20 protein-coding genes are annotated in these 21,140 nt (G+C 63.1%); 11 read left to right on the top strand and 9 right to left on the bottom strand.

The window, feature by feature from the left end:
* Positions 1-53: 53 nt before the first annotated feature.
* Positions 54-860, top strand: coding sequence for an AraC family transcriptional regulator (locus tag CKW40_RS08825; protein WP_095199541.1), 807 nt, complete (start codon positions 54-56; stop codon positions 858-860).
* A gap of 264 nt (positions 861-1,124) precedes the next feature.
* On the top strand, positions 1,125-2,183 hold the full coding sequence (locus CKW40_RS08820) for a CBS domain-containing anti-phage protein (RefSeq protein ID WP_095199540.1): 1,059 nt from the start codon (positions 1,125-1,127) through the stop codon (positions 2,181-2,183).
* Positions 2,184-2,255: 72 nt separating this feature from the next.
* On the opposite strand, the gene CKW40_RS08815 is transcribed toward CKW40_RS08820, so the two are convergent.
* Together CKW40_RS08815 and CKW40_RS42825 are read right to left on the bottom strand one after the other, a co-directional pair.
* Entirely contained in the window at positions 2,256-4,037 is a 1,782-nt protein-coding gene (locus tag CKW40_RS08815; protein ID WP_095199539.1) for a cation:proton antiporter domain-containing protein, read from the bottom strand.
* A gap of 261 nt (positions 4,038-4,298) precedes the next feature.
* Positions 4,299-4,538: a hypothetical protein gene (locus CKW40_RS42825; protein ID WP_143748262.1), complete on the bottom strand. Its 240-nt coding sequence runs from the start codon at positions 4,536-4,538 to the stop codon at positions 4,299-4,301.
* Here CKW40_RS42825 and cysG point away from each other — a divergent pair.
* The 7 genes from cysG to CKW40_RS08780 all read left to right on the top strand — a co-directional run bounded on the left by cysG (position 4,530) and on the right by CKW40_RS08780 (position 11,949).
* Positions 4,530-5,981, top strand: a complete 1,452-nt coding sequence (gene cysG, locus CKW40_RS08810) for a siroheme synthase CysG (RefSeq protein ID WP_095199538.1) — start codon at positions 4,530-4,532, stop codon at positions 5,979-5,981. The genes CKW40_RS42825 and cysG overlap by 9 nt on opposite strands.
* Complete coding sequence (locus CKW40_RS08805; RefSeq protein ID WP_032931682.1) at positions 5,978-6,271, top strand: DUF2849 domain-containing protein; 294 nt, start codon at positions 5,978-5,980, stop codon at positions 6,269-6,271. The genes cysG and CKW40_RS08805 overlap by 4 nt, the downstream gene beginning before the upstream one ends.
* A gap of 45 nt (positions 6,272-6,316) precedes the next feature.
* On the top strand, positions 6,317-7,987 hold the full coding sequence (locus CKW40_RS08800) for a nitrite/sulfite reductase (protein ID WP_095199537.1): 1,671 nt from the start codon (positions 6,317-6,319) through the stop codon (positions 7,985-7,987).
* Positions 7,962-8,726 (top strand): phosphoadenylyl-sulfate reductase, encoded by a 765-nt coding sequence (locus CKW40_RS08795; protein WP_095199536.1) that lies wholly within the window; start codon positions 7,962-7,964, stop codon positions 8,724-8,726. The genes CKW40_RS08800 and CKW40_RS08795 overlap by 26 nt, the downstream gene beginning before the upstream one ends.
* 172 nt (positions 8,727-8,898) lie before the next feature.
* A complete protein-coding gene (locus tag CKW40_RS08790; RefSeq protein WP_095199535.1) occupies positions 8,899-9,432 on the top strand; it encodes a DUF934 domain-containing protein in 534 nt (177 codons plus the stop codon).
* Positions 9,433-9,527: 95 nt separating this feature from the next.
* On the top strand, positions 9,528-11,135 hold the full coding sequence (locus tag CKW40_RS08785; RefSeq protein ID WP_095199534.1) for a GMC family oxidoreductase: 1,608 nt from the start codon (positions 9,528-9,530) through the stop codon (positions 11,133-11,135).
* Between the two features lie 193 nt (positions 11,136-11,328).
* On the top strand, positions 11,329-11,949 hold the full coding sequence (locus tag CKW40_RS08780) for a DJ-1/PfpI family protein (RefSeq protein ID WP_095199533.1): 621 nt from the start codon (positions 11,329-11,331) through the stop codon (positions 11,947-11,949).
* Between the two features lie 45 nt (positions 11,950-11,994).
* On the opposite strand, the gene CKW40_RS08775 is transcribed toward CKW40_RS08780, so the two are convergent.
* Together CKW40_RS08775 and CKW40_RS08770 are read right to left on the bottom strand one after the other, a co-directional pair.
* On the bottom strand, positions 11,995-13,017 hold the full coding sequence (locus CKW40_RS08775) for a fatty acid desaturase (protein WP_095199532.1): 1,023 nt from the start codon (positions 13,015-13,017) through the stop codon (positions 11,995-11,997).
* A 141-nt stretch (positions 13,018-13,158) separates the two neighbouring features.
* A complete protein-coding gene (locus CKW40_RS08770; RefSeq protein WP_439330971.1) occupies positions 13,159-13,356 on the bottom strand; it encodes a hypothetical protein in 198 nt (65 codons plus the stop codon).
* A 241-nt stretch (positions 13,357-13,597) separates the two neighbouring features.
* Here CKW40_RS08770 and grpE point away from each other — a divergent pair, with 241 nt between their 5' ends.
* Together grpE and CKW40_RS08760 are read left to right on the top strand one after the other, a co-directional pair.
* Positions 13,598-14,230, top strand: coding sequence for a nucleotide exchange factor GrpE (gene grpE / locus CKW40_RS08765; RefSeq protein WP_095199530.1), 633 nt, complete (start codon positions 13,598-13,600; stop codon positions 14,228-14,230).
* A gap of 103 nt (positions 14,231-14,333) precedes the next feature.
* A complete protein-coding gene (locus tag CKW40_RS08760; protein ID WP_095199529.1) occupies positions 14,334-14,966 on the top strand; it encodes a trimeric intracellular cation channel family protein in 633 nt (210 codons plus the stop codon).
* A gap of 155 nt (positions 14,967-15,121) precedes the next feature.
* Here CKW40_RS08760 and olsB read toward each other — a convergent pair whose 3' ends face one another.
* The 5 genes from olsB to CKW40_RS08735 form a co-directional block, all read right to left on the bottom strand.
* Complete coding sequence (gene olsB / locus CKW40_RS08755; protein WP_056577807.1) at positions 15,122-15,997, bottom strand: l-ornithine N(alpha)-acyltransferase; 876 nt, start codon at positions 15,995-15,997, stop codon at positions 15,122-15,124.
* 286 nt (positions 15,998-16,283) lie between these two features.
* Positions 16,284-18,566: an ATP-binding protein gene (locus CKW40_RS08750; protein WP_095199528.1), complete on the bottom strand. Its 2,283-nt coding sequence runs from the start codon at positions 18,564-18,566 to the stop codon at positions 16,284-16,286.
* Positions 18,567-18,710: 144 nt separating this feature from the next.
* A complete protein-coding gene (gene acuI / locus CKW40_RS08745; RefSeq protein WP_095199527.1) occupies positions 18,711-19,700 on the bottom strand; it encodes an acrylyl-CoA reductase (NADPH) in 990 nt (329 codons plus the stop codon).
* A 57-nt stretch (positions 19,701-19,757) separates the two neighbouring features.
* Positions 19,758-20,255, bottom strand: a complete 498-nt coding sequence (gene lspA / locus CKW40_RS08740; RefSeq protein ID WP_095199526.1) for a signal peptidase II — start codon at positions 20,253-20,255, stop codon at positions 19,758-19,760.
* A 13-nt stretch (positions 20,256-20,268) separates the two neighbouring features.
* Entirely contained in the window at positions 20,269-21,126 is an 858-nt protein-coding gene (locus CKW40_RS08735; RefSeq protein WP_095199525.1) for a TrmH family RNA methyltransferase, read from the bottom strand.
* Positions 21,127-21,140: the final 14 nt, after the last annotated feature.

Raw genomic sequence — 21,140 nt, 5'->3', positions numbered from 1 at the left:
CGCTGACGAATAATCTAGATATAAATGCAATCGATCGCTAAAAACGGGCAAGTATGAGACAGCCGCTTCGCTACCCATGGCTCGATTTCGACGTCGATGACGTCCTTGCTCCGGCGATCGCCGTGCGCGTCGACGTCACCGAGACCAAGGCCGAGGTGTCGCAGCATTGGCATCGCAAGGGACAACTCGTCTTCGCGCTTAGCGGCGGCGTTACCTGCCGCGTTCCCAGCGGCTTGTGGATGGTGCCGCCGCATTGCGGCGTCTGGGTGCCGAGCCGCATGGAGCACAGCAACATCGCGACCGCCAATGCGCGGATTTTCTTCGTCTATATCGAGCCGGGCGCGGCCGAACTGCCGGATCGGTGCTGCACGCTTTCGATCTCGCCGCTGCTGCGCGAGCTCATCATCGAACTGTCGGACTGCGCGCCGGACGATGCGAGGTGCGCTTTCCTGGGAAGTGTCCTGCTTGCCGAACTGCCCGGTATGCCGGTCCAGCAATTGCATCTGCCGATCTCTTCCGAGCCGCGCTTGCGGCGGATCGCCGAAGCGTTGGCAAACGATCCTGCCGACCGCAGCACGCTGGCCGAGTGGGGAAAACGCGTGGCGCTGAGCGAGAGTAGCCTGGCGCGTCTCGTGATGAAGGAGACGGGGCTCAGTTTTGGGCGCTGGCGCCAGCAGTTGCATCTGATCGTCGCGTTGCGGGAGCTTGCCTCGGGCGCCAGCGTGCAGCAGGTCTCAGGGGATCTCGGCTACGAGTCTGTCACCGCCTTCATAACCATGTTCAAGAAGGCGCTGGGCAAGCCACCGGCAAAATACCTCAGCGATATATCACAGGCCGGCGGTTCCGCATTCGCGGCCTGACCAACCCGCTTGCGAGCGTGGCCGAGGCGATCCCACTCCGGCGGCTCGGCGTTACGAGGACGCCGACACATCTTCGTCCTGTGCTTGGGCCAAGCGTCCTGTGTGACAGGGCCAGAGATCCGCATCAACGACGGCCAGCACGTGTGAGCGGGCTGGTGGCGGAGCTTTGGTTGATAATCAAGCCGGTACGCCCGACGCCATCAGAACTTGCAAATCTAAGGAGTTGGGCAGAAATAGGAACCCTGGTTCTAAGGGGAGGAAATCTTGGCGACCGACATTCAAGAGCTCAACAATGTTCTAAAAGATTTAAAGGACGGTAAAACAGCAACTCCGGCTACGATAAGAGATTTCTTGAGTTGGTTTGGAGCTCAGAGGCGTACATCTGCAAACGTAGATTTTATAAATAAGCAATTAAAGAAAGCTGGCGTGCGTACAGTTCCTAACTACCTAAATATATGGGTTGACACGCCTATAGCATTTGAACTTGTTGCTGAGCATCCGATTGAGAGCAATGGCGTCGAAATTAAAGACGTTGGATCTACTGCGAGTCAGGGCATTGGGACTGAAGGTGATGAGCCATCGGCAGGCGATCCCTCTTATCGGATTGGTAGAATCGCTTCTGCCAACAATCCGCCAGTCAGCGTAAAACCGAACGCGACCTTACTAGAAGCAACGACTCTGATGCTTTCCCGAAATTTTTCTCAACTTCCTGTCATGACGACTGAACGTGAGATAAAAGGGGTGATAAGCTGGGAGTCGATCGGCGCAAGGTCAGCAGCGAATGTCGGAGGATCCGACGTTCAGTCATATATGGACGAACATCACGAGATCCCGGCAACTGCTTCTTTATTTGTAGCTATCAAGACTATTGTTGAACACAATTATGTTCTCATTAGATCTTCTGACAGAAGAGTGTCGGGGATCGTTACTGCGACCGACATTGCCCTTCAGTTCGAAGAAATAAGCACTCCTTTCCTCCTTTTGGCGGAAATCGAAAATAGCATCAGAATTTTGGTTTCTGCAAAACTCAGTATATCAGATGTCAAAAATGCGTGTAGCCCTGAACATCTCCCAGCAGGATTTTCAAAGATATCCGACCTTACGTTTGGCAACTATGTTAAAATCCTCGAGAATCCTCCGAGCTGGGAGAAGATTGGTTTGAAACTCGATAGGGCGACATTCTGTTCGGAATTGGCAGAAATCAATAATATACGAAACGATGTTATGCACTTTGATCCAGATCCGATAACCAGCAAAAATCTCTCGAAACTGAAGAACGTAGCTAAAATGTTTGATTTGCTTAGAAGCATAGGGGCATTCTAGCATCCCTCGTGAACGCAGCTTGAACGCATATCGAGAGGATTCCGTTCGGATAGGCTGGCACCTACAATCCGCTTAGGGTCCCGATGTCTGCTCCACGTCGCTTCCCAGCACCTCTTCGACGATGCCGCGCGCGATTTCGCGTTCGCCCATGATCACCGTGTCGGCGCCGAGCCCTTTGAGATGCTCGACCTCAGCATCGGAATGGGCGCGGGCGACGACGTTGATCTTGGGATTGGCGGAGCGCGCCCTGAGCACGATCTGGCCGGCCTCGAACGCATTGGGGATGGCGAGGATCAGCCGGCTGGCGCCTTCGGGATTGGCGGCAGCGAACACTTCGGCATTGGCCGCATTGCCGGCGACGGTTTCGACGCCGTCGGCCTTCAGCTTGGCCAGCGTCTTGTCGGCGTCCTCGATGACGAGGAAGGGCAGGGCTGCTTCTTTCAGCGCCGCGCCGACGAGGCCGCCGACACGGCCATAGCCGATCAGGATGGCATGGCCGGTAAGCGCCGTCTTCGGCGGCGGTCCGTCTTCCTCTTTGGAGGTTGCGGCGGCGACAGAGGCCACCTGGCCCGGTTCCGTCGCCGGGCCGACCGGCTTGGCGTCTGCCGGCGGCCCCGTCCTGGCGGCGCGGGCCTCAAGCCATGGCTTCATCCAGTCGATGACCAGGAACATCAACGGGTTGAGCACGATCGACAGGATGGCGCCGGCCAGGATCAGGTCGCGGCCCTGTTCGGGCAGTAGTTTCAGCCCGACGCCGAGTTCGGCCAGGATGAAGGAGAATTCGCCGATCTGGGCAAGGCTCGCCGAAATCATCAAGGCTGTCGCCAGGGGATAGCCAAAGGCGACGACGATGACGAACGCGGCCAGCGACTTGCCGATGACGATGATGGCGAGCGTGGCCAGGATCGGCAGGCCGTTGCTGAACAGGCTGAATGGGTCGAACAGCATGCCGACCGAGACGAAGAACAGCACCGAAAAGGCATCGCGCAGCGGTAGCGATTCTTCGGCCGCGCGGTGGCTGAGCTCGGACTCGCTCATGATCATGCCGGCGAAGAAGGCGCCGAGCGCCAGCGACACGCCAAACAGTTTCGCCGCGCCGAAAGCGACGCCGAGCGCGATCGCCAGCACAGCCAGCCGGAACAGTTCACGCGACCCGGTATGGGCGACGTAGTGCAGGATCCAGGGAATGACCCGGCGGCCGACCACCAGCATGACGACGACGAAGGCGGCGACCTTGGCGAGCGTAATGCCGACGACGCCCCAGATGCCGTAGCTGGCCGGCAGCGACAGCAGGCCGCTTGAATGCACATCCGCCTGTTCCTGGCCGCCGAGCACGCCGGCAAGGGCCGGCAGCAGCACCAGCGCCAGCACCATGGCGAGATCTTCGACGATCAGCCAGCCGACCGCGATGCGGCCACGTTCGGTCTCGATCAGCCGGCGCTCCTGCAGCGCGCGCAGCAGCACGACGGTCGAGGCGACCGACAGCGCCAGGCCGAACACCAGACCCGCGCCCATCGACCAGCCGAGCATCCAGGACAGCCCGGCGCCAAGCGCCGTGGCAAAGCCGATCTGGACAATGGCGCCAGGCACGGCGATGGCGCGGACCGACAGCAGATCCTTCAGCGAGAAATGCAGGCCGACGCCGAACATCAAGAGGATGACGCCGATTTCGGCCAATTCATTGGCAAGGCCGGCATCGGCGACGAAACCGGGCGTGTTCGGCCCGACCAGCACGCCGGCTACGAGATAGCCGACCAGCGGCGGAATGCGGAAACGATTGGCGAGAGCCCCGAAGACGAAAGCCAGCCCCAGACCGGCGACGATGGTGGCGATAAGGGGCGTGTCATGCGGCATTGTCTATGGAGCGCCTTTCAAGCTGGGGATGTCGGATGTGCGCCGCCCGAAGCCGCCGCCTGTTTTCCAATATGGTGGAAGGGGTGACGGTGATGCAACCCGCAGGGGGTGTGAAATCGACGGTGGGACGACAAAATGCTTGGCCGGCCGCGCCAGGAGTTCCCCTATCGGGCTGAATTCACAAGCGGATTGCGCCTCGGCATGCGGCATCAAAGACGGGAGCAGCCAGCAGACGACTTTAATCTACTAAATTGGTAGAAATTAGAAAAAACTATTTTGCGCGACTGCGGGCAGGCGGCTAAAAAGACCTGAAATCAAGGCCCGCTTCAGCGGCTTGAATCCGTCCGCGTCCTGGATGTGGAATATTTTTCTCCTGCCTTTCGCAGTTGCGAAAAAGCGATTGCCTGCCATCACAGGATGCGCGAGTGCTTTGCTTCTGGTTTTTCGCGCCCGGGCGTAAAACTGCCAATCTGTTCCAGGATTGCACTTGTCATGCCGCATGCCGTGCCCAAGCTCAACGCCTTTCCCGTCTTCGTGCGGGTCGAGGGCGAAGCCGTGGCCATTGTCGGCGGCGGCGACGAAGCCCTGGCCAAGGCGCGGCTGATCGGACAGTCGAGCGCGGTGCTGCGCATCATCGCCGAAAATGCCGAACCCGAGCTGCTTGCCTTCATCGCTCAGTCCGGCGCCAGTCATATTATGGCGGCTTACGATGCCTCGCAGCTCGACGGCGCGGTCATGGTGTTTGCCGCCAGCGGCGATGAGGCGCTTGACCGCCGCGTCGCCGCGGACGCGCGTCGGCTGGGCATTCCGGTCAATGCCGTCGACCGGCCGGAGCTCTGCGATTTCTTCACCCCGGCGCTGGTCAATCGCGCGCCGGTCGCCATCGCCATCGGCACCGAAGGCGCAGGCCCGGTGCTTGCCCAGATGCTGCGCAGCCGCATCGACCAGATGCTGTCGCCGTCGCTCGGTTCGCTGGCAACGCTTGCCGCTTCATTGCGTGGTGCCGCCGAGAAAGTGCTGCCGAGAGGCAATGCCCGCCGCCGCTTCTGGAGCAGTTTTTTCCAGGGCGCGCCTGCCCATGCCGTGGAAGCCGGCCAGCTGTCGCGGGCGCATGACGCGGCCGTGGATCTGCTGCTGTCGAACGCACCCGCTGCCGGCCACATCGCCCTGGTCGGCGCCGGTCCCGGCGCCGAGGATCTTCTGACGCTGCGGGCGCATCGCCTGCTGATGGAGGCCGATGTCATCGTCCATGACGCGCTGGTGCCGGAGACGGTCGTCGCCATGGGCCGCCGCGATGCCGAGCGCCTGCCGGTCGGCAAACGCAAGGGCTGCCACACCAAGAGCCAGGCCGAGATCAACGCGCTGCTGGTCGAGCTCGGCCGCCAGGGCAAGCGCGTCGTGCGGCTGAAGTCGGGCGATCCGCTGGTATTCGGTCGCGCCGGCGAGGAGATGGCGGCACTGCGCGACGCCGGCATCGCCTATGAGGTGGTTCCGGGCGTCACCGCGGCCTTTGCCGCCGCCGCGGATTTCGAGCTGCCACTGACCTTGCGCGGCGTGTCGTCGTCGATGGTCTTCACCACCGGCCACGACCTCAAGGGCAATTCATTGCCCGACTGGGCCAAGCTCGCGATTTCCGGCGCGACGGTCGCCGTCTATATGGGCCGCTCGGTCGCCGCCGAAGTCGCCGGCCGGCTGATCGAGGCCGGCCTGTCGCCGGATACGGCGGTGGCCGTGGTCGAGAATGCCAGCCTGGCCAACCGTCGGCGCTTCCACGGCACGCTGGCCGATCTGCCGTCGCTGGAAGCGCGTGGTGATCTTTCCGGGCCGGTCATGACCATCATCGGCGACGCGGTCGCCGGGGCCAACTTTGAACGGTCCGAGCCGCTTGCGGCACACAGGAATGAAGGCGCGGTCCCAGCCGCGAGTGAGAGAGTTCAGCCATGAAGATACTGACCGCCAACCGCCTGACCGACGGCATCGCTGTCTGGTACGCTGATGGCGGCTGGGCCGAGACGGTGGGCCAGGCCGACCTTGCCCATGACAAGGCTGCCGAGGATCGGCTGGAGGCGATCGGCGCCAAGGCCTATGCCGACAATGAAGTGGTCGATGTCAATCTGATCGACGCGGAAGTGGTCGACGGTGTCGTCGAGCCGGTGCGGCTGCGCGAAAAGATCCGCGCCGCCGGCCCGACCATCCGCGGCGATCTCGGCAAGCAGGCCGAGCGGGCGGCATAGCCAGGATTTGAGTGAAACGGGCGGACGCGCCCTGAAAGACGAAGCATGTACCGTTACGATGAGTTCGACCACGATTTTGTCCAGGCCCGTGTCGCCGAGTTCAGCGACCAGGTCCAGCGCCGGCTGTCCGGCGAGATCACCGAGGACCAGTTCCGGCCTCTGCGGCTGATGAACGGCGTCTACCTGCAACTGCACGCCTATATGCTGCGCATCGCGGTGCCCTATGGCACGCTGAACGGCAAGCAGCTGCGCATGCTTGGCCACATCGCCCGCAAATACGACAAGGGCTACGGCCATTTCACCACGCGCCAGAACATCCAGTTCAACTGGCCGGCGCTTTCGGACATTCCGGCGATCCTGGCTGATCTGGCCAGCGTCGAAATGCACGCCATCCAGACCAGCGGCAACTGCATCCGCAACGTCACCGCCGATCATTTCGCCGGTGCCGCCGCCGACGAGGTCGCCGATCCGCGCCCCTATGCGGAGATCCTGCGGCAATGGTCCTCGGTGCATCCGGAATTCTCGTTCCTGCCCAGAAAATTCAAGATCGCGGTGACCGGGGCCGAGCGCGACCGTGCCGCCATCCAGACGCACGATATCGGCCTGCACCTGAAGAAGAACGCCGCCGGCGAGCTTGGCTTCGCCGTCTATGTCGGCGGCGGCCAGGGCCGCACGCCGATGGTGGCGAGGAAAATCCGCGACTTCCTGCCGGAAGCCGACCTGCTATCCTACTGCACGGCGATCCTGCGCGTTTACAACCTCTATGGCCGCCGCGACAACAAGTACAAGGCGCGCATCAAAATCCTCGTCCACGAGACCGGCGTCGAGGAAATCACCCGCCAGGTCGAGGCCGAATGGCAGGAATTGAAAGACGCCGAGCTGAAGCTGCCGGATGCCGATATCCGCGCCATCGAGGCCTATTTCGCGCCGCCAGCGCTCGCTGATCGGCCGGAAGGCGACCAGGCGGTCAAGCTGGCACGTCTCGATTCCAAGGGCTTCTCCGAGTGGCTCGACCAGAATGTGGTGACGCACCGCCATCCCGACTATGCGGCGGTGACGATCTCGCTGAAGGGCATCGGCGAGGTGCCGGGCGATGCTTCCGACAGCCAGATGGAAGCGGTGGCCGACATCGCCGAGAAATATGCCTTCGACGAGCTGCGCGTCAGCCATGAGCAGAACCTGATCCTGCCGCATGTGGCGCGCGCCGACCTCAAGGCGGTCTATGACGCACTCGTCGACATCGGGTTGGCGACGGCCAACTCCAATTTGATATCGGACATCATCTCGTGCCCCGGCCTCGACTATTGCGCGCTGGCCACCGCACGCTCGATCCCGATCGCGCAGGAAATCTCGCAACGTTTCGCTTCGCTGGAGCGGCAGCGCGAGATCGGCGAACTGAAGCTGAAGATCTCGGGCTGTATCAATGCCTGCGGCCATCACCATGTCGGCCATATCGGCATCCTCGGCGTCGAGAAGAAGGGCTCCGAGCTCTATCAGGTGACGCTGGGCGGTTCGGCCGACGAGAACACGTCGGTCGGCGAGATCATCGGCCGTGGCTTCTCGTCGGAAGAGATCACCGACGCCATCGAGCAGATCGTCGAGACCTATCTCGGCCTCCGGCTCAACCCACAGGAAAAATTCATCGACGCCTACCGCCGTGTCGGTCCCGCGCCGTTCAAGGAGGCGCTCTATGCTGGCGAAACCAAGGCCGCTTGACCGTATCGCCGATGTCGATGACGGCGTCGCCGCCAAGGCGGCGGGGCTGGATGCGCTCTACGGCCATCTGAAGCCGCTCGAGATCATCGAACGTTCGGCGCGCGAACTGTTTCGCGACGAGATCGCCGCTGTGTCGTCCTTCGGGGCGGATTCGGCGGTGCTGCTGCACATGATCGCCGAGATCGACCGCACGCTGCCGGTCATCTTCCTCGACACCGGCAAGCATTTCGAGGAGACGCTCGGCTACCGTGACGCGCTCGTCGCCGATTTCGGTCTGACCAATATTCAGGTGATCAAGCCGGACGAAGCCGCGCTCGAGCGGATCGATCCGACGGGCAATCTGCACCAGAGCAACACAGATGCCTGCTGCGACGTGCGGAAGGTCGAGCCGCTGGCGCGTGGCGTGGCGCCCTTCCGCGCCTGGTTCACCGGCCGCAAGCGTTTTCAGGCCTCGACGCGGGCGGCTTTGCCGGTGTTCGAGGCGGTCGGCGCGCGCATCCGCATCAATCCATTGGCGCACTGGACGACGTCGGACCAGGCCGACTATATGCGCGCCCATGCATTGCGCGAAAATCCGCTGGTCGCCTATGGCTATCTGTCGATTGGCTGTTTCCCGTGCACGCAACCGGTGCAGCCGGGCGAGGACGCACGCAGCGGCCGCTGGGCCGGTCATGCCAAGACCGAGTGCGGCATTCACCTGTCGGGGCTGGAAGTGTCGCTGACCGACGCATCCCTATAGGATATGCCGATATTCAGGTGAGGCTGGCCTGCAAACGGCAGCTTCCGGTGCTCACGTACTTCAAGTACGCTCCGCTCGTCGCAAGGGCGACCCCGGAAGCCGCCATTTTCGGCGCAGCCTGGCCTGGATATCAACACATCCTTGGCTCGTTTGAATATTTAGGACCTTTTTTATGACCGAAACGACGACACCGGAGACCCGGCTCTGGACCCCGCAGGGGTTTCGCGAGGACGAATGGGCCCATGCCGAAAGTGCTGACGCGCTTTCCGGCAATGGCCGCTTCATCCTGCCGCTGCAGGCATTCCTCGGCCTTGATCCGGAGGTGCGCCGGTCCGCCAAGGAGCGGCTCGGCGTGGTGCTGCAGCCCGGCGATCTGCTCGAGAAGATTGCTGACCTGCTCGACCAGCTGTCGCTGGTGGCGCTGGTCTTCCCGGCCTTCAGCGACGGGCGCTCCTTCTCCAAGGCTGAACTGCTGCGCAGCCGCTATCATTTCGAAGGTGCCGTTCGCGCTACCGGCCAGGTGCTGGTCGATCCGTTGCCGCATATGCTGCGTCTCGGTTTCGACGAGTTCGAGATCTCCAATCCAGTGTTGTTGAAGCGCCTGGAAGAGGGCCGCGTCGGCGGGCTGGGCCTCTACTATCAGCCAACCGAAGCGTCGGAGCCGAAGGGACCGAAATACTCCTGGCGGCGCGTTCGCAACAGCTGACGCAGCGGTAATCGCGCGCGTCTTTACATCGGCTGTGATCAGGCCTTCTCTTGGCTGTCCGGACGGAAACATCCGCCGGGCGGGAGGAGAAGATCATGGATTTCGACTATGTCATCGCCGGTGGCGGATCCGCCGGCTGCACGCTTGCCGCGGGGCTTTCCGAAGATCCGTCGAAAACGGTGTGCCTGATCGAAGCCGGCGGCGAGGGCAAGAACCTGTTGATCCGCGCGCCTGCCGGCATCATCGCGCTGCTGCCGGGACGGCCGAAGATCAACAACTGGGCCTTCCAGACGGTGCCGCAAGAGGGTCTCAACGGCCGCAGGGGTTTTCAGCCGCGCGGCAAGGCACTGGGCGGGTCCAGCGCCATCAATGCCATGCTCTATACGCGCGGGCACCGCGGCGACTATGACGAATGGGCCGACCTCGGCTGCGACGGCTGGTCATGGGACGAGGTGCTGCCCTATTTCCGGCGGGCGGAAGGCAATCAACGCGGCGCTGATGCTCTGCATGGCGGTGACGGGCCGCTGCGGGTTGCCGAGCAGCAAGAGCCACGTCCGCTCTCCCGCGCCTTTGTCGAGGCCTGCGGCGAAAACCAGATCCACCGCAACGATGATTTCAACGGCGTCGAACAGGAAGGTGCTGGACTTTATCAGGTGACGCAATTCTGGGGCGAAGGCCGTAATGGCGAGCGCTGCTCGGCGGCCGCTGCCTATCTGCAACCGGCCATGAACAGGTCGAACCTTACCGTCATCACTGGGGCGCATGCCACGACGGTCATCCTCGATGGCAAGCGCGCCACCGGCGTGCGGTATCGCGCGGGCAAGGGCGAAGCCGTTGCGAAAGCCAGGCGCGAGGTGATCGTCTGTGGTGGCGCCTTCGGTTCGCCCCAGCTCCTGTTGCTGTCTGGCATTGGCCCCGCTGCCGAGCTTGCCGTGCATGGCATCCCGGTCATTCATGAACTGCCCGGTGTCGGCAAGAACCTGCAGGATCATCTCGATTTCATCCTGGGCTGGACGTCGAAGGATGCCGATATGATGGGCATTGGCCTGCGCGGCCTGCCTGCCCTGCTGCGGCATGTGTTGCGCTGGCGCAAGGACGGCGGCGGTATGATCGCCACGCCCTATGCCGAAGGCGGTGCCTTCCTCAAATCCGATCCGGCGATAGAACGGCCCGACCTGCAACTGCATTTCTGCATCGCGATCGTCGATGATCATGGCCGCAAGCTGCATATGGGATATGGCTTTTCCTGCCATGTCTGCGTGCTGCGGCCGCATTCGCGCGGTGAAGTCGGGCTGTCCACACATGATCCCATGGCACCGCCGCGCATCGATCCGCGCTTTCTTTCGGACGACCGCGACGCCGAGCTTTTGCTCAAGGGGGTCAGGATGATGCGCGGTATCCTGCAGGCGCCGGCGCTGGCCAGATATCGCCACAAGGAAATCTACACCGCCGGTGTTTCGAGCGACGCGGAGTTGATGTCCCACATCCGTGCCCGCGCCGACACCATCTATCACCCGGCCGGCACCTGCAAGATGGGCGTCGACGAGATGGCGGTGGTCGATCCGCAGTTGCGGGTCTACGGGCTCGAGGCCTTGCGGGTCGTTGACGCCTCGGTGATGCCGACGCTGATCGGCGGCAACACCAATGCGCCGACCATCATGATCGCCGAAAAGGCGGCAGATATGATTAAGGCAGCGGCCTGACTGCCGCTCTGGTCGAACCAGCGGTGCTGTTTTCGTTAGAAGCAGGACTGCCTGGAGCGTCTGTGGCAGAGAATGAAGAAAACTGGTCGTACCAATTGTGCGATTTGCACTTTCCCTTTCGCTGCCCTGCCCTTAGGATAGGTCTATTATTTCACGATCCGAAATAAATATGGCCACAAGGGAGGAACCGGGAATGGCTGGCAAGAAAATATTGATGCTCGTTGGCGAGTTCAGCGAGGAGTATGAGATCTTCGTCTTTGAACAGGCCATGCATGCCGTCGGCCACACGGTGCATGTCGTCTGCCCGGACAAGAAGGCGGGCGATGTCCTGAAAACCTCGCTGCACGACTTCGAAGGCCATCAGACCTATACGGAAAAGCTTGGCCACGACTACATCCTCAACAAGACGTTTTCCGAGGTGGATCCGGCCCAATACGATGCCGTCTACGCGGCGGGTGGGCGCGGCCCCGAATACATCCGTATCGACAAGCGGGTGCAGGCGCTGGTGCGGCATTTCCACGAGGCCGGCAAGCCGATCTTCACCATCTGCCATGGCGTGCAGATCCTGATCGCGGTCGACGGCGTGGTGCGGGGCAGGGAAGTGGCGGCACTGCACTATTGCGAGCCGGAAGTGACGCTGGCCGGCGGCATCTATATCGACGTCGCGCCGACCGGTGCCCATGTCGACGGCAATCTCGTTTCAGCCAAGGGCTGGCCTGGCCTATCCAACTTCATCCGCGAATGCCTGAAGGTGCTGGGCACCGAAATCCGCCATGGCGAGATCCTGATGCGCGACGAGCGCCAGGCAGCCTGAACAGGATTTTTGTTCCCACCGCCGCGCCACGGCGCGGCGGTCGTTCTACATCGTCGCTCGTGCTTCTCGGAACGAGACCAGCTTGCGGCGGTTTTCGTCCCACAATGCCAGTTTGACGCAGCGCAGGCTGTCGAGCAGCGTGACGCGGCCGATGCCGCGCAACTCCGGATAATCGCGCAGCACTTCCTGCAGCCGATAGCCCGGCACCTTGGCGGAGAGGTGGTGTACATGGTGGACGCCGATGTTGCCGGTGAACCAGTTCAGCACCGGCGGCAGGTCGTAATAGGACGAGCCGTGCAGGGCGGCATGCTGGAACTCCCAGTCGTCATCCTTCGCCCATTCCGTCTCCTCGAACTGGTGCTGAACGTAGAACAGCCAGATGCCGGCCGAGCCGGCGAGAATGACGATCGGCAGATGGACAACCAGGAACGCACCGGGGCCGACGGCCCAGATGAGAAGGGCTGCCGCAAGCGCGATGGCGAGGTTGGTGGTCATCGACGACACCCATGGCGTCAGGCCGCCGCGCATCATGCCGATGGGCAACCTTTGCGAGAAGATGAACAGCCAGATCGGTCCCAGGCCGAACATCACCAGCGGATGGCGATAAAGGCGGTATGCGAGGCGCCCGCGCCAGGACAATTGCCGGTATTCAGCAACGGTCAGCGTCCGGATATCGCCCATGCCGCGCTCGTCGAGATTGCCGGCGCTGGCATGATGCGTCGCGTGGGCGCGCCGCCAGCAATCGTAGGGCGTCAGCGTCAGGACGCCGAGCGCGCGGCCGATCCAGTCGTCGGCGTATCGATTGGCGAAGAAAGAGCCATGGCCGCAATCGTGCTGGATCATGAAGATGCGCACCAGGAACCCGGCCGCCGGCAGGATCAGGATCAGCCCCCACCAATGGCCATAGGCATAGGCCGCCGAGGACAGCGCCCAGAGCGTGGCAAACGGAATGAGGGTGATGGCGAGTTCGATGGCGCTGCGTCGCCGGTCCGGCTTCTTGTAGCGCGCCAGAATCTTCAGCCAGGCGCGCTTGCTGTTGGCGGCCGCATCGGGGGAAATCATGTTCATCAGGAAGCATAAGCGGGGCGTGTGGCCGCCGCAAGGCAACCTTCACGCAAAATTACTGTGCGTAATTGTCGCGCGAAAGGCGCTCCCGGGGTCGGTCCACTAAGAGTCCGCAGATCCCGGGATGGCCGGCCGGGGTGCCCCCTATTGGCGGCCACCACCGAGGCTTTTGCTCTCCATCCGATCGAGATGGTCAAGCAACTCCCTGAAGTGATTGGGAATGTCGGCTTCGGCGCGGAAAGTCGGCAAGGTGCGCAGAAAGCGCGTCATCGCCTCGGCACCGAACTGGCGCCTGACTTCGGTGGCGAGCTTTTCTCCTTTTTCGGCCTTGTCGCGGGTCATCACTACAATATCCTGTGTCGGCTCGGAAACTCCTCCAGCAAGGGAATGGTTCCCTCATCACGCTTCTGTGGCAAGCCAAGCCGGCAGTTTTGGTAAAATTTGAATTAAAATCGAAGGATCGCCATTGGTCGCCGCTCATTTCCGGCCAAAGGCCTAACGGTCGCTTACCCCTTGATTTTTGGCTGCCAAACCTCGATATCGGGCACAAAATCCATACCATTCGAGATGACGGGAAACGGCGATGAGCGACCAGGCAAAAGACGAACGCGCGCCCAGTGAAGCCGAGGCGGCCGAGGCCAATGCCGAGCGCACGGAAGGCAGCATTGACGGCGATTATGAAGCGCTTGTGCGGCTGCTGAAGGAAAATGAAGAGCTGAAGGACCGCGCGCTGCGCGTCGCGGCCGAGATGGAGAACCTGCGCCGCCGCACCGCGCGCGACGTGCACGACGCGCGCACCTATGCGGTTGCGAATTTCGCCCGCGACATGTTGTCGGTGTCGGACAATCTGCGCCGCGCGCTGGATGCCATTCCGGCCGAGGCCAAGGCGTCGGGCGACGCCGGCTTCAAGGCGCTGATCGAAGGCGTCGACCTGACCGAGCGCGCCATGCTGTCGGCGCTGGAACGGCACGGGGTCAAGAAACTCGCGCCGGAAGGCGAAAAGTTCGATCCCAATTTCCACCAGGCCATGTTCGAAGTGCCCAATCCCGATGTCCCGGCCAACACCGTGGTCCAGGTCGTGCAGCCGGGCTATTCGATCGGCGAGCGGGTGCTGCGCCCGGCCATGGTCGGCGTCGCCAAGGGCGGCCCGAAGATTGCCGCCGAGGCGCCGGTCGAGCCGGGGCCGGTGAATGACGAGGCGGAGAAGGATGCGTGATAGTGAGTAGCGAATAGGGAGTAGTGAGTAGGGGCCTGATACTAATCCGCAGCTTCGTGCTATTCCCCTACTCACTATTCGCTACTCACTACGCACTCGGCCCATGCATCCCATCGCCCTTCTCGACTATGCCGGCGTCGCCGTATTTGCGGCGACCGGGGCGTTGGCGGCTTCGCGTAAGCAGCTCGACATTATCGGGTTCCTGTTCCTGGCCAGCGTCACCGGCATTGGCGGAGGGACCTTTCGTGATCTCATCCTCAATGTGCCGGTCTTCTGGGTGGGAAACCGTGACTATGTGCTGATCTGCGCTGTCGTGGCGGTTCTGGTCTTCTTCACCGCGCACCGCGTCGAATCCCGCTACAAGCTGTTGCTGTGGCTCGACGCCATCGGGCTGGCCGCCTTTTCGGTGATGGGCGCGGCAAAGGGCCTGGCAATCACCGGTTCGCCGGTGGTTTCGATCATCACCGGCATGCTCACCGCGACCTTCGGTGGCATATTGCGCGATCTCCTGGCCGGCGAGCCATCGGTGCTGCTCAGGCCGGAAATCTACGTCACGGCCGCCCTGGCGGGCGCCGCCATCTTCACACTGGGCGATGTCACCGGATTGCCGCAGATCGTCTCGGGGCTGGCCGGCTTCGTCGTGGCACTCGCCGTACGCGGCGGCGCGCTGCGTTTCGGCTGGTCGTTTCCGTCCTACAAGAGCCGGCCCGGCCGACGGCCGGAAGATATTCCGTGAAAAGGAAGCGAATAGGGATGACAGTCCGCAGGAGTGCGGCTTAGCTCTCGCTATTCGCTATTCGCTATTCGCTATTCGCTATTCGCTATTCGCTATTCGCTATTCGCTATTCGCTATTCGCTATTCGCTATTCGCTATTCGCTATTCGCTATTCGCTACGCCGCGAAGCGCTGCGCTTCGCCGCCATAATAGTTGACGTAGCGGGCGCCGATCTCCTTGACCGGCATCACCACGAAGACGTCGACGGTCGAGAATTCGCGGTCGATGACGCAGCCATCGCCGATGCGGGCGCCGACCCTCAGATAGCCCTTGACCAGAGGCGGCATTGCCGCGATCGCTGCTTTGGCATTGACCGCCTCGATCGGCATCAGATCCATGGAGCAGTACCGATCGGAAACCGCGCGCACGTCCCAGGCGGAGTTGGTGCGGCAGTGATGGGCAAGATAGGTGAGCGCCTCCGCGTGCGCGGCCGGCACGGTGCCATGGAAGGAAGCGCAGCCGGTCATCACGCCGATTTCGTAGTGGTTGATGTAGGCCCAGATGCCTTGCCACAGCGCCTCGATGGTGCGCTTCGAACGGTATTGCGGCAAAACGCAGGAGCGGCCGAGTTCGAGAAAACGCTGGCCGGGATGACGGGCGATGAGCTTGGTCAGTTCGAACTCGCCTTCGGAATAGAAGCCGCCGGCGGTGGCCGCGATTTCTTGCCGCAGCAGGCGATAGGTACCGACGATACGGCGATGTTCGGGACCGGAAAGCGTCGTATCCAGGACCAGAAGATGGTCGCAGAGCGGATCGAAGCGGTCGGCGTCGCGACGGTCCTGCGCCTGGAAGAGGTCCTTCCGGGCGCCAAGCTCGTCGTAAAATACCCGGTAGCGCACTTCCTGCGCGGCCGCGATCTCGGCCTCGTTGCGGGCGAGCCGCACTTCGAGATTGCCGATACGGCCGAGTGCTGCGCCTTTTATGACGGAATCGACATTACGTCCGGCAAGCAAGGCGCTGCTGGCGTTTGGCCGAGTGTCACATTCCGGCATAACTGTATGCACGAGTGATTCTCCTTCGAGCCATCCCTCTTGGCACGGGGATACGGTGTAGGTGCAACAGGATTGTGACAGTACCGTGATACGGCGTCGCGGGCAATACTTCGTCGGCTGGCGAAAACGGTCAACCGGCTATGTTCGGGGAGGAGAGCGGAGGCATGTCTCGTCCACGCGAGCCCATGCGAAGCGCTCAAGGTCCCTGTTTCCACGCATGTCATCCTTGCAGAATGGCGGTCACTTTTGGGTGACATGCATCAGCCGCGCGTGGAAAAAAAGCAGATCAAGCGGCGACCTGGCCCTCGACCGCGTTGACCAGCGCGTCGGGGTCGAGCGGCTTGGTGACGAAGCCGCTGGCGCCGTGGGCGAGCACCGCATGGCGGGTCTTTTCCTGGCTGTCGGCCGACAACACCATGATCGGTACGGGCGGCGCCGATGTTTCCTCTTCATGGCGCCGGATCGCGGCAATGGCGTCCAGCCCGTCCATGATCGGCATATGCAGGTCCATCAGCACAACGTCGAAGCGGTGCTTGTGCCCGGCGCCAGTGACGGCCTCGACGGCCGCTTTGCCATTGCCGACCACCTTGACGCGGTGCCCCGCCTTCAACAGCGTGGCGCGGGCCAGCATGGCATTGATGTCGTTGTCTTCGGCGATCAGCACGGACAGGCCTTGCTGGCGGTCGCTCGAGGCGCGAAGCGCCGGGGTGCCGCGCTTTTCCGGCTGTGGCTGGGCAACGGCCGGTGCATGGCTGGTCAAAAGGACACGCAAAAGTGTTCCACCGCGCACCGGCCGGGCCAGGAAGGTCGCGTAGCCGCTGGCGCGGAACTCGCCAAGCATGCCGCGGTCGGTCGGCGCGATCAGCGTGATGGCTTCGCAGTCGGAAAAGCCGCTTTGGCGCAGCCGCTTGAGCACTCTCCCGTCGCTCTCCTCCATGGCCGCGTCGACCAGAAGCACGTCGCAGCCCTCGGCCAGGGGTGCGGCCTGCGCCACGGTGGTGGCGATACCGGCGGTGCCGCCATTGGCGCGGATGGTGCGGGCGATGGCGTCGGCCTCGACGGCGTTCCTGGACAGGATCACCGCGCGCCTGCCGGCGAGCACGTTCTGCCGGCCCTGCGGCGCCCCGGTGGCCTCCGTGGCCGGGATTTCGAAGACGAATTCCGATCCTTGGCCAAGCCGGCTGGAGACTGAAATCGTGCCGCCCATGGTAGCCACCAGGCGCTTGGAGATGGCAAGCCCCAGCCCCGCCCCGCCATGCGTGCGTGTGGAGGTGCCGTCGGCCTGCTCGAACTCCTCGAAGATGCGCTCCATATCCTCCTCGCGCAGGCCGGGGCCGGTGTCGGTGATGGTGAAACAGATGCGGTCGCTGGTCTCGGTGCGGGCGCGCGCGACGCTGACCAGCACGCCGCCGCTGTCGGTGAATTTGATGGCGTTGCCGATCAGGTTGAGCAACACCTGCCTGACGCGGCCCGGATCGGCGGTGATCAATTGCGGTACATCCGGTTCGACATGGCAGCCGAGGCCGATACCCTTGGCGAAGGCGCGCGCGGCGAGCAATTCGACGATGTTGTCGGCGATCTCGCGCACCGACATTGGCTGCGGTTCCGGATCGAAACGACCGGCCTCGATCTTGGAATAGTCGAGCAGGTCCTCGATCAGGGCGAGCAAGGCGCTGGCCGAGGTCGAGATGGCGCCGACATAGGTCTGCTGTTCCGGCGACAGGCTGGTGTCGGCCAAGAGCCTGGCCATGCCCATGATGCCGTTCATCGGCGTGCGGATTTCATGGCTGACGGTGGCGAGAAAGCGCGATTTGGCCTGGCTTGCGTATTCGGCCCGCTCGCGCGCGGTGATCAGCGAGGATTCGGCGCGCTTGCGGGCGGTGATGTCGCGGGCGATGGCGCGATGCGAAACCGCTCCGCTCTCCTTGTCGCGCACCGACAGTTCGATCCACGAGAACCAGCGCGGGCCGCTTGGCGTGCGGATGGCAACGTCGGTGGAACTCAGGCACTCATGGTCGGAAAAGGCGGCGTCGGGCACGATGCCGACTTCGACACCGAGCTCGGCCAGGGTCTTGCCGGCAAGATCGCGCTGATCGGTTTCGACCAGATCGGCGAACACCTTGTTGGCATAGACGATGTAGCCGTCGCGGTCGCGATGGATGACGAGATCGCCAAGCGCGTCGATGAGACCGCGAAAGCGCTCCTCGCTCTCCTGCATTTCCCACATGCGGTCGGCCAGCGTCTCGATCTCGGCGCGACTGCGAGCGGTGGTCTCGTCCAGCAACACCACGGTCCGGTGGACGCTGCGCCTGGCATGCAGATGCAGGCCAAGGCCGGCGAGGCCGGTTGCCAGCAAGGCGAGGCTGATGAAGATCGGCGCCCCGGTCAGATGCGCGAGGCCCGCCAGGACCATGATGGCAACGAAGGTGAGCAGCGGCAGGCTTTCCCGCCTGGCCAATTGCTGCTCGGGCACCAGCGGCGGCGCAGCGATAAACCGCCGCGCCGGCGCCGGAACCGCATCGACGTCGTCGCCTTTGTCCACCTGCTGGCTGTCGGATTCCGCGATCATGCGAAACCCTTGCCAGACAGAGATTATGGAAAATTGCGGCGGATCGTTCGAATTTTAGCGGATAGGGCGTTTTTGCCCCGGTAGCGGCGGATTTGCCACCGGATCTGGCAATTCCGTCCGCTGCCTGCGACCGGCCAGGCGGGTCTACATGTCGACGACGACGCGTCCGCGGATCTTGCCGTCGACGATATCGCGCGCGGCATCGATGATGCCGCCGAAGCCGATGGTCGTGGACAGGCTGGCGAGCTTCTCCAGGTCGAGATCGGAGCTGATGCGCCGCCAGGCCTCCAGGCGCACAGCCTTCGGCGCCATCACCGAATCGATGCCGAGCAGCGAGACGCCGCGCAGGATGAAGGGGGCCACGCTCGACGGCAGATCCATGCCGCCGGCCAGGCCGCAGGCCGCGACCGCGCCGCCATAGGAGGTCATCGACAGCACATTGGCCAGCGTGTGGCTGCCGACCGAATCGATGCCGCCGGCCCAGCGTTCCTTGGCCAGCGGCTTGGCCGGCTGGCTGAGTTCGTCGCGCGAGATCACCTCGGCGGCGCCGAGGTTGATCAGATAGGGGCTTTCGGCATTGCGGCCGGTCGACGCTACGACGTGGTAGCCGAGGCTGGACAGGATAGAGACCGCGACCGAACCGACGCCGCCGGCGGCACCTGTCACCACAACCGGGCCGCGGTCGGGCAGGATACCGTGCCGTTCCAGCGCCATGACGCAGAGCATGGCGGTGTAGCCGGCGGTGCCGACCGCCATCGCGTCATGCGCGCTGATGCCTTCCGGCAACGGCACCAGCCAGTCGCCCTTGACGCGGGCGCGCGACGCATAGGCGCCGAAATGCGTCTCGCCGACGCCCCAGCCGTTCAGGATGACCTTGTCCCCCTTGCGCCAGTCGGGATTGGAGGACGAGATGACCGTGCCGGCGAAGTCGATGCCCGGCACCAGCGGCCAGCGGCGGACCACCGGCGCCTTGCCCGTAATGGCCAGCCCATCCTTGTAGTTCACCGTCGTCGCCTCGACCGCGACGGTGACGTCGCCCTCCATCAGGTCGGCGTCGGTGAGGTCGGTCACGGCGACCGACTGCTTCTTGTCGGCGTCGCGCGAGACGAGGATGGCTTTGAAGGTTTCGGACATCTTTTTCTCCGCGAGCTGGCTTGGCGTCCTGGACTGTGCGGCGATGGCCGCGTGGGGTCAATCTTTGGAAGGCTTGGCGTTCGAAGGTTTGGGTTCGCGGCGCCAGCCGATGAGTTCGTCGAAGACGACCAGTGCCGCGCCGACCGAAATGAAGGCGTCGGCGAGATTGAAGATCGCAAAGGACCAGATCGGCGTGTGGAACAGGATGTAGTCGATGACGTGGCCGTAGACGGCGCGGTCGATCAGATTGCCCAGCGCGCCGCCGATGATCAGGGCAAAGCCGGTGCGGGCGATGACATGGCCTGATGGCGTGCGGGTGGCGAGGTAGAGCACGAAAGCGACGACCAGCACGGCAATAACCACCAGGCCGGTGTCGCCAAAGGATGAGAACATTGAGAAGGCGATGCCGGTGTTGTAGGTGCGAAACAGCGCCAGGAACGGCACCAGATCGAGCTTTTCCTGGAAGGGCAAGCCGGTCTCGACCAGATGCTTTATCCACTGATCGAGCGCGATGGCCGCGACGACGAGCAGCGCGTAGGGGGACCATGATCTCACGGGCGGGCAACCTTCATTGCTGGTCGGCGATTGGTTCGAGCTTCAGCGCGCCGCGCCGGATCTCGAACAGCATGATGCCGGTGGCGACGGCGAGATTGAGTGAATCGGCGCGGCCCGCCTGCGGAATCCTGAGCAGTCTGTCGCAGCTCGCGGCCAGGCTTTCGGGCAGGCCCTGCTGCTCATTGCCCATCATCAGCAGCACCGGCCCACGGGAAAAATCGACCGAGCGGTAGTCGACGGCACCTTTCAGATGCGTGCCGGCGACGAGGCCCGAGAATCCGCCGCGCCAGGCAAGGAATGCCTCGGTGGTTGCTTTGGCCACCGGCACGGCGAAGATCGAACCCATCGTGGCGCGCACCGTCTCGACGGAAAACGGATCGGTGGTGTCGCCGACCAGGATGACACCCTTGGCGCCGACGGCATCGACGGTGCGGATGACGGTGCCGAGATTGCCGGGGTCGCGCACCCGGTCGAGCGCCACCCAGACATCGCCATTGTCGGCGCGGATATCCCTGAGGGCCAGGAATCTCTGCGTGAAGACGCCGACCACCATTTGCGGATTGTCGCGGCGGGTGATGGCGACAAGCACTTTTTCCGACACTTCGAGCACCGTGCCGCCGGCGGCAACCGTGCGCGCCGCGACCTTTTCCACCGCGGCATTGCCGCGTCCGGCCTTGGCGAACACCAGCGTCCTGATCTGCCAGCCCAAGTCGAGCGCGTCGATGACCAGCTTCAGTCCCTCAGCCATGAAGGCGTTCTGCTGGTCGCGGAATTTCTTCAAGGCGAGCGCCTTGATGTCCTTGATCAGCGGATTGGCGAGGCTGGTGACTTCCTTCACCTGGCCGGGTGCGCCGACGTGCCGCTCGTTCATTCAGGACTCCGAGG

It is taken from the genome of Mesorhizobium carmichaelinearum (assembly GCF_900199455.1).
Taxonomy (GTDB): Bacteria; Pseudomonadota; Alphaproteobacteria; order Rhizobiales; family Rhizobiaceae; genus Mesorhizobium; species Mesorhizobium carmichaelinearum.
The sequence above is the reverse complement of the archived record's forward strand: the minus strand, read 5'-3'. Positions and strand labels throughout refer to the sequence as shown.